Here is a 1,600-nt window from a genome sequence, read left to right on the forward strand (position 1 = left end):
CCAGCCTCGTCGGTTTCGGCGCCGTCGTCGCCTCGCTGCCGGCGTTCACGATCGTGCGCGACTGGGTCCTCGCGATCGAAGGCGGACCGCTGGTCTCGCTCGCCGTCGCGACCAACATCCTGGCCGCGCTGACCGGGTCGGCGTCGGGAGGCCTGACCATCGCGCTCGAGGCCCTCGGCCAGACCTATGTCGAACTTGCCGATCGTATCGGCATCGACCTCGGGCTGATGCATCGCGTGGCGGTGATCGGCTCGGGGACCCTCGACATCCTGCCGCACAATGGTGCGGTGGTCAGCTTGCTCGCGATCTGCGGCCTGACCCATCGCGACAGCTATTTCGACATCGTCATGGTGGGCATCGTGACGTCGCTGCTGGCGCTGGTGGCCGTGATCGCGCTGGGCAGTGCGCTGGGATCGTTCTGAAAGGCCGGGTCGGCGATTGACGGACGGACGAAGGTTGCATTGAATGCAGGCCAACGTTCGAACGCAACATAACCGGGTGGAAACGATGAGGCGAAACAGGGCGAAGCTATGTGCATGGCTCGCGGGGGCCGTGGCGGCGTTGAGCGCGAATTCCGCTTTGGCCCTGACCCTGGCAGAGGATGCCGAGACGGTCTGCAAGGGCCTGGTCGGCGGCACCGATACCGTGAAGATCGATTCCGCGACGTTGCAGGCACCCTCGCCAATCGCCGTCGCCGAACGCGGGCCGACGCCGTCCGGACGCATCACGCCGGCCAATCCCGGCTTCTGCAAGGTGCTCGGCCATATCGACCCGGTCGACCCCAAGGCGCCGCCGATCAAATTTCAGGTCAACCTTCCCGTCGAATGGACCGGCCGCTCGGTGCAATATGGCGGCGGCGGTTTCAACGGCGTGCTGATCACCGGCCTTTCGCTGCCGCCGGCCTCGCCCTTCGACAAGCCGTCGCCGCTCGCGCGCGGCTTCGTCACCTACGGCACCGATTCCGGTCATGAAACCAAGCAAGGCGAGCCGCCGCAGGTATTTGCCCTCAACGACGAAGCCTTCGAGAATTTCGCTCACCGCGCCTACAAGAAGGTGCGCGATGCGGCTGTTGAGCTGATGGACCGCGCCTACGGCAAGAAGCCCGAGAAGATGTACTTCATGGGCTCGTCCGAGGGCGGCCGCGAAGGCCTGACTATGGCGCAGCGTTACCCGGATGATTTCGACGGCATCTTCGCCCGCGTGCCCGTCATCAACTGGGTCGGCCTGCAGCACGCCGGCACGCGCTCGGGTCTCGTCACCATGGGCGCTGGCTGGATCAATCCGGCGCAGGTGAAGCTCGTTGGCGAAGCCGTGCGCGCGGCGTGCGACAAGGCCGACGGCTCCGACGATGCGCTGGTTCAGGACCCCGTCGCCTGCAAGGCGGCATTCAAGGTTGAGACGCTGCGTTGTGAGGCCGGCAAGAGCGGCGATCAGTGTCTGACCGATGCGCAGATCAAGGCGATCGAGACCCTGCACGCGACCTACAAATTCCCGTTCGCGCTCGCCAACGGCCTCGACGATTATCCGGGCTGGGGCGTCTCGGGCGAGGACACGCCGGCGATCGGTCCGACCGGCGGCTGGACCGCGTGGTGGCTCGGCA

1 protein-coding gene and 1 pseudogene are annotated in these 1,600 nt (G+C 66.2%); both read left to right on the forward strand.

Annotated elements, in window-relative coordinates:
* Nucleotides 1-422 (forward strand): annotated as a pseudogene (locus MOV74_RS37675) (GntP family permease); the annotation flags it as partial.
* 85 nt (nucleotides 423-507) lie between these two features.
* The coding region (locus MOV74_RS37680) for a tannase/feruloyl esterase family alpha/beta hydrolase (RefSeq protein WP_246932519.1) at nucleotides 508-1,600 on the forward strand (1,093 nt) is incomplete at its 3' end.

It is taken from the genome of Bradyrhizobium sp. SHOUNA76, from assembly GCF_023006445.1.
Lineage (GTDB): Bacteria > Pseudomonadota > Alphaproteobacteria > Rhizobiales > Xanthobacteraceae > Bradyrhizobium.